The sequence below is a fragment of the Pseudoalteromonas sp. MQS005 genome (genome assembly GCF_001661605.1).
Classification (GTDB): Bacteria; Pseudomonadota; Gammaproteobacteria; order Enterobacterales; family Alteromonadaceae; genus Pseudoalteromonas; species Pseudoalteromonas tetraodonis.
Genome location: NZ_LYRQ01000094.1, coordinates 1 through 6,774, shown reverse-complemented (window position 1 = coordinate 6,774; position 6,774 = coordinate 1). Strand labels below are relative to the sequence as shown.

Annotated in this window: 7 protein-coding genes; all 7 read left to right on the top strand. The window is 35.8% G+C overall.

Going from position 1 to position 6,774, the window contains the following annotated elements:
• The first annotated feature begins 38 nt into the window (after positions 1–38).
• The 7 genes from A9479_RS19130 to A9479_RS19100 are packed head-to-tail and all read left to right on the top strand — an operon-like array spanning position 39 to position 6,602.
• Positions 39–470, top strand: coding sequence for a serine O-acetyltransferase (locus tag A9479_RS19130; RefSeq protein WP_064664293.1), 432 nt, complete (start codon positions 39–41; stop codon positions 468–470).
• A gap of 1 nt (position 471) precedes the next feature.
• Positions 472–1,311 (top strand): AAC(3) family N-acetyltransferase, encoded by an 840-nt coding sequence (locus A9479_RS19125; RefSeq protein WP_064664292.1) that lies wholly within the window; start codon positions 472–474, stop codon positions 1,309–1,311.
• Positions 1,302–2,318 (top strand): polysaccharide deacetylase family protein, encoded by a 1,017-nt coding sequence (locus tag A9479_RS19120; protein WP_064664291.1) that lies wholly within the window; start codon positions 1,302–1,304, stop codon positions 2,316–2,318. Before A9479_RS19125 ends, A9479_RS19120 begins: the two co-directional genes overlap by 10 nt.
• The gene (locus tag A9479_RS19115; protein ID WP_064664290.1) at positions 2,305–3,633 is read left to right on the top strand and encodes a phenylacetate--CoA ligase family protein; all 1,329 of its coding nucleotides are present in this window, start codon (positions 2,305–2,307) and stop codon (positions 3,631–3,633) included. The genes A9479_RS19120 and A9479_RS19115 overlap by 14 nt, the downstream gene beginning before the upstream one ends.
• Positions 3,633–4,679, top strand: coding sequence for a glycosyltransferase family 4 protein (locus A9479_RS19110; protein ID WP_082918358.1), 1,047 nt, complete (start codon positions 3,633–3,635; stop codon positions 4,677–4,679). The genes A9479_RS19115 and A9479_RS19110 overlap by 1 nt, the downstream gene beginning before the upstream one ends.
• A complete protein-coding gene (locus tag A9479_RS19105) occupies positions 4,666–5,856 on the top strand; it encodes a hypothetical protein (RefSeq protein ID WP_064664289.1) in 1,191 nt (396 codons plus the stop codon). The genes A9479_RS19110 and A9479_RS19105 overlap by 14 nt, the downstream gene beginning before the upstream one ends.
• A gap of 14 nt (positions 5,857–5,870) precedes the next feature.
• Positions 5,871–6,602 (top strand): WecB/TagA/CpsF family glycosyltransferase, encoded by a 732-nt coding sequence (locus A9479_RS19100; protein ID WP_064664288.1) that lies wholly within the window; start codon positions 5,871–5,873, stop codon positions 6,600–6,602.
• Positions 6,603–6,774: the final 172 nt, after the last annotated feature.

Here is a 6,774-nt window from a genome sequence, read left to right as displayed (position 1 = left end):
TAATTTTTATTTAAATACCAACTCAAGGCGATTCATAAATGTTTTTAAAAAATTTTGGCCATGCTTGCTACAAAAAAAGAATCCCACTAATTCCAACAATTACGAATGTACTCATTCGAACTATTTATCGTTGTGCGATTTACAGTGAAACTTCTATAGGTGAGGGTACGAAGTTTGGATATGGAGGTATCGGAGTGGTTATTCATAAACGTGCTGTAATTGGAAAAAATTGTATTATCGGAACAAATGTGACAATTGGAGGTAGATCAAAGTCGAAAGAAGTTCCTCGTATTGGTGATGGGGTATATATAGCCACCGGCGCTAAAGTTTTAGGTGATATTACTATTGGTGAAAACTCTGTTGTAGGTGCCAATGCTGTTGTTTTGAGCGATGTTCCACCTAACTCAGTCGTAGTTGGTATTCCGGCCAAGGTTATCAAATCAGGCATAAATATGAAGGATTTTAGATAAAATGATTGCTTATTTAAAGTCATCCTCACTTTTTCAGATATTACGAAAATACAAGTATAAAATGAAGCGTAAAAATAGCGGAGGTGAAAAAACTTCCTTAGCTCATTTTAGAAATTTGTTAGTTAACGATCTATACATACAAAAAGGTGATTCCATTATAGTGCATTGCGGCTTCGGTTTCTTAAATGCCGATTTTACTCCCAATGTACTTATAACTACTCTAAAAGAAGTGGTTGGGCCGAATGGGCATATTATGATGCCTTTTTATCCTCCCGGTTTATCAAGACATTGGCTTGAAAGTGGACGAGTATTTGATGCTAAAACAATACGTTGCTCCACAGGTGCACTTGCCCAGGTTTTTAGTCAAACAGAAAATGTACAAATTAGTATTCATCCTATTAAAGCTGTTGCTGTCTGGGGTGAAAATGCAAGACAAATCGTGAAGGACCATGAAAAGTGTGCCTATCCATACGATGAGGGGAGCCCTTACTATAAATTCAGCCAGTTAAAAAATGCAAAAGCCATAGGGTTAGGTGTACGAAATTGCTCTGTTGTACATATGTTAGAAGATATGTTTGAGCAAGATAAAGAATACTTATACAGTAAAACTAAAATGGTTGGAAAAGTTAAAACCAATTTTGGTATGCAAAATGTCGATACTTATTATCATCATGGTGATGTTTCACTGATTGAGCCGAAAGATTTTTTAGATAAGTATTGCCCTGAGTTAGTCATATTATCAAAAAAAACCGGCTTTATTAGCTATTCTATTTCTACAGAAAGTTTACTAGGCAAAGGGCGGAAACTATTTTCAAAAGGAGTTAATAGGCAGTGTCATTAAATTATTGTTTAACTTTTGACTATGAATTATTTGGCAGTGGGAAAGGCTGTGTTTTTAAGAATTTAGTCGAACCTACGAGTAAGATATTAGATTTACTAAAACAATTAAATGTAAAAGCAACATTCTTTATTGAGCAGCTTGAAATAAAAGCAATAATCGATAGAGCTAGTGAATTTCCAAATAATGCTGTTTATCAACGTGAAGCAAAAGTTATTTCAGAACAACTTGCGAGAATGCTTAAAGAAGGACATGATTTACAATTACACCTTCATCCCCAATGGTTTGGTGCAGAGTATAAGAGTAACTGTTGGATTTTAAATTTTGATTATTGGCGTTTTTCATCACTCCCTACAAAAAGTGACGATAAAGCGGAACCTTCAAAGTTAAATTTATTAATTCAAGGCAAGCAGTATTTAGAGAGATTATTAACCCCTATTTCATCTGATTATGAATGTATTGGCTTTAGAGCAGGTGGATATAATTTAGGGTTTGATGAATCAACTTACATAGCATTTAAGGATGCTGGTATTTTATATGATTCATCACTTTGTCCTGGATATGTTACTCATTCAAAATTATCAGCATATAATTACTCAAGTTATGAGTCAGATGCTGTTTTTTCATTACCCTATGGTACTTTTGAGTTTCCGTTATTGACTAAGTTTAGTTCTTTAAATGAAAGGTTGAGCTTCGCGAGAATATTCTCTGCCTTAAAGAGTAAAAGGCTTAAAAAGGTGGAAGGGGGCTTTGAGCCAAGTTGTGATGATTCGAAAGCTATTGCTAGTGCAAATGCAAATTTTGATGTGTGTTTGTCAAGCCGTGTTGAGATTAACTATTTTCTTGAACACATGCAAAATAAGGTAGATACATCAACTGTATTGATTGGTCATCCAAAAGATTACTCAATATTTTCACCCTTAGCTTCGATAATACGCAGACTAAAGAAAGAAGGGTTTACTCCACAGACCATGACTGACTTATGGAAACAAAATCATGTACACAACTAAGCTATACCGATGTTCACCTATATTTGTACAAAATATTCTTGTTAGTGTTAAGGGGTTGCTAAAGAAATGTGTCCGTGATGGTGCAGGTACTAAAAAGCTGGAAGAGGTCTTACATAAAAATGAAAAATCTTCCTCTATTTTAGTTAACTATAGCTCGGATAAGTTGTGCGTGGCTTTGCACAACGCAACAAATAATACTGCGTTTTATAATAAAATCGATAGCCATAATTTCGACAAGTTTCCAGTAATAGATAAAAGTATTGTAAAAAGGCGTCATAGTGATTTTTATAATCAAAATACTACTGATATTACAATCAATGGAACAACAAGTGGCACATCCGGTGCGCCTTTAATGATACCTCAAACTAAGGAATCTATCGTTGCAGAACGAGCTTTTGCTAATCGTCAACGCGCATGGGCTGGTTTTAAAAAAGGGGATAAACGAGCATGGTTAAGAGGAGATTTAGTCGTACCGATTGAGCAAAGTTCAGGACCATTTTGGCGTTACTCTTGGTTTGAAGACATGATTGTTTTATCGTCTTTTCATATGAGGAAAGACGTATTAGGTAGCTATATTGAAGCAATGTATCATTTTGGCGTTGTTGTTATACAAGCTTATCCTTCCTCAATTGTGACATTAGCTAAGTATTTACAACAGAAAGACGAATATTACCCTGGCAAATTAAAATCAATTTTAACGTCTTCTGAAAATTTAACCGATGGCGATAGAGCGGTTGTTGAAAAATACTTTCAATGTAAAGTGTTTGATTGGTATGGTCAATTTGAAAGAGTCGCAGCAATTGCTAACTGTGAGCATGGGCGATACCATATTTTGACCGACTATTCACATGTTGAGTTTGAAGCTGCGGGAGACGGTAAATACGAAATTATCGGCACTAATTTTAACAACTTTTACTTTCCACTCATTCGATACAAAACTGGTGATCAAGTAGTTTTAAGTGATGAAAAAGAGTGCCCTTGTGGGCGGGTATATCCTATTGCGAAAGAGATTGTGGGTAGAGAAGTTCAACATGTTTTTAATACTGAAGGTGAAAAGGTATATGCACTAGATCAATGTGTTAAAGGTGCAAAAGGTATTATTGGCAGTCAATTTATACAAAATAAATTAGGCGAGATTACCATAAGTGTTATTGCAGATTGTGCATTTGATAACGAGCAACAGGCGGTAGTGGTTGCAAATGTAAAGGCTCGCTTAGGTCAGGAAATGTTAGTAAATTTTGAATATGTTCCAGAATTAAAAAAAACTAATACCGGAAAATCAATTCAAGCAATTTGCCATATAAAGAGAACTTAATGAACTTAATGATAGGGACTAGTATAGAGGGGCAAGGTGGCATTGCTTCTGTACTGCAACAGTATCGCCAATACGGCTTATTAGACAAATGGAATATTAAACTGATTGTAAGTCATAAAGGCAAAGTTAACATTGTTACTTCTATGCTTATATTTTTTAAGTGTTTAATTGTAGTATGCTTTTATTTATTAAGTCGTGACATTGGCTTCGTGCATATTCATATGGCATCAAATGGTAGTTATAAGCGTAAATCTTTACTTGTTAGGCTTATTAAACTTTTAGGCGGCAAGGTTATTATTCACTTACATGGTGGGGGGTTTAAGCTATTTTATGATTCATCTACCGCAGGGAAAAAACGTCATATTTTAAATACCTTTATTAAAGCAGATAAAATTATTGTTTTATCTAAGAGTTGGTACGCATGGTTAAACGATACCCTAGGTAATTCAACAAAAGTTTCGATTGTTTATAATGCAACAGAGCAGGTTTGTGAAAATCCGGATCCTACCGCTGGCCATATTTTATTTCTAGGTCGTTTAGAAGAAGCTAAAGGCGTAAGTGATCTAATTTATGCATTTGCAAAAGTTAGCCATATTTATCCCACTATAACTCTAACTTTAGGCGGTACAGGCAATCTCGATTTTTATAAGTCACTAGCCACTGAGTTAGGTGTTGAAAATAAGATTACTTTTGCTGGTTGGGTAAGTGGCGAGGCTAAAGAAGCATTATTTCGCTCTTCTGATATTTATTGTCTACCTAGCTACAAAGAAGGCTTTCCTATGGGTGTAATAGAGGCTATGTCAAGCCATTTAGCTGTTATAGCCTCTGACGTAGGAGGAATATCAGATGCTATCGAACATAATGTTACAGGCCTATTGTTTAAAGCCGGCGAGCGAGAGCAGTTAGTACAACACCTAGACAATTACCTCTCTAATGAGAAGCTTAAAAACGCAGTTAAAATAAATGCATTTGGAAAATTTAATACTGAATTTTCATTTGATGTTGTCATTCCTTCATTAGAAAAAGTTTATAATGAAATTACATAAATTAAATAAGTTATTACTTCAGCAAGCCATAACCAATAATTACAGTGGAGCTGATCCATTTGACGGCCTAAATAGCAAGTTATTTGAGCTTTTCCCTCGTTTGAAAAAAGGTGTTATTGGCCTTGCGTGGATTCAATTACATAAACGCTTAGCTGTGAATTTAAGGCCTTTATTTGGAGTACCTAAAAAGCGCAACCCAAAAGGCATTGGCTTATTTATTTTAGGTTTATTAGAAGACTATAAAGTTACAAATGAACAAACATACTTAGATGAGGCCATAGAGCTAGCTGATTGGTTGCTAACTCAGCAAAGTGATAAAACTATTTGGCAGCATAGTTGCTGGGGCTACCATTTTGATTGGAATGCCCGTGCGTTTTTTGTACCTAAAGGTAAGCCGAATGTTATTACTACTATATATGTAGCACAGGCGTTATATGCGTTAAGCGAAGTTACGAATGATAAAAAATACTCAGAGCCAGCAATTGATAGTGCCCACTTTATTGTAAAAACGTTATACAAAGAATGTGATGGTAGGCAGTTTTTTGGTTATATTCCAGGTGAAACTGCTTTTGTGCATAATGCTAGCCTTTGGGGCGCAGCATGGGTTGCAAAAGTTGCCGTACTTACTAATAACCAACACTACAAACAGCTTGCTTTAAATGCGGCTCGCCAGTCTGTAAGCGAGCAGGGGGCTGATGGCTCGTGGGTATATGGTGCTCGCCATCATCACCAGTTTATTGATGGCTTTCATACCGGTTATAATTTGGAAGCGTTGCGTTTACTGAGCGATGAGCTACAAACGGATGAGTTTGAGGCCGCAATTGCACAAGGCTTTACCTATTATAAAGCACATTTGTTTGAGCAAGATGGCACCGCAAAGTATTACAATAATAACCGTTACCCACTTGATATGCATAGCGTGTCTCAGGCTATTTTTACGCTATTAAAAGTAGGTAAAACGCCAGATGACTTTGTGGTGGCCGAAAAAGTAATAAACCGCGCTATTCAAACCTTGTATATGCCTAAAAAGCAGCGTTTTATTTATCAAAAAAATAAGTACTTCACTAATAAGGTTGACTATGTGCGTTGGACACAAGCATGGGTCTATTTTTCGTTTGCTTATTTTAATCGCCAAAAAGTTAGCATAACGCAGCAAAATGATACTGAACAACTTTAAAAAACGGACTTAATATGAAACGTATTGAATTTTTAAAAGCACCCATGGATATTGCCACCATGCAAGAGACAGTGTCTTTTATTGAAAACAGAATTGAGCAAAAGCAATTTCTACAGCATGTAGTGGTTAATGTTGCAAAGATAGTTAATATGCAAAAAGATCTTGTTTTAGCTGAATCGGTTAAAGCCTGTGAGGTAATTAATATTGATGGTATGGGCGTTGTTTTTGGCGCACGCTTTTTAGGACACAATGTACCAGAGCGAGTAGCTGGGGTTGACTTATTTCATGAATTATTAGCCATGAGTGCCAAGCGCGACTTCCCTGTATTTTTACTTGGCGCTACCGAAGAGGTAGTGAGCAAAACAGTTAATAAAGTAAAAGCACAAAACCCTAATTTAAACATAGCAGGATATAACGATGGTTATTTTTGGGATGACGAAGAAGCAGTAGTCACTAAAATACGTGAATCGGGCGCTAAGTTGTTATTTGTAGCTATTACCTCTCCTAAAAAAGAAAACTTTATTAATAAATGGCAAGACAAACTCGGCGTTGATTTTGTAATGGGAGTTGGTGGTACGTTTGATGTTGTAGCAGGCAAAGTAAAGCGCGCACCACAGTGGATGCAAAAAGCAGGGCTCGAATGGCTTTACAGGGTTATACAAGAACCCGGCAGAATGTGGAAACGTTACTTAATTACAAATTCTAAATTTGCATACTTATTAATAAAGAATAAGTTTAGTAGCTAATTTTTTAACATTGACTAAAAAAAATCTCCCTCGAAAATCACTTTTAGACATCAAATTTCAAGCTGACAATATAATAATATAAGAGTTACAACAGAGTGACTCTTATACTCTTATGCAACCCCTGGTAATTAACAAAAAATTCACAAATTGCAGTTCTTTAAGGTGTGTTTTG